1 protein-coding gene is annotated in these 368 nt (G+C 39.1%); it reads left to right on the top strand.

Annotated features, from left to right (window positions below; all coding sequences use genetic code 11):
* On the top strand, window positions 1-241 hold a 241-nt coding region (locus AAEY83_RS13255; RefSeq protein WP_351059466.1), incomplete at its 5' end, for a hypothetical protein.
* Window positions 242-368 lie beyond the last annotated feature (127 nt).

Raw genomic sequence — 368 nt, 5'->3', positions numbered from 1 at the left:
GAGGTTTAGAGACGCTGCGCTTTTAGAGAAGAACTTAGAAGTTAAAATAATAAAAACAATAAGAAACTGTGCTTCTAACATGAGCAACAAGTCATACTCTAAACTTGGTATAAACACAGCTATTCGCGCAGGTTACAAGCTTTTAAAGCAACGCTTGTACTTTTATAATGCCGAGTCAGCATTGGTTTTGCTCTTCTCATTTGCTCCTCCTTTTCTTCTCTGCGTGCATATTGTTTTTTAGGGCTGTTATACACAAATAGGTTTAGAGATGCTGCGCTTTTAGAGTAGTTAGCTTAAGTGCTTCTCGCGCGAGCAAGCTCTGCGCCTACATGGAAAACTTACACTCAGCAGTTTAATTTACCTGTAGA

Source organism: Psychrobacter sp. TB20-MNA-CIBAN-0197, from assembly GCF_040309765.1.
Taxonomy (GTDB): Bacteria; Pseudomonadota; Gammaproteobacteria; order Pseudomonadales; family Moraxellaceae; genus Psychrobacter; species Psychrobacter submarinus.
This window is presented reverse-complemented; position numbering and strand designations above follow the sequence as displayed.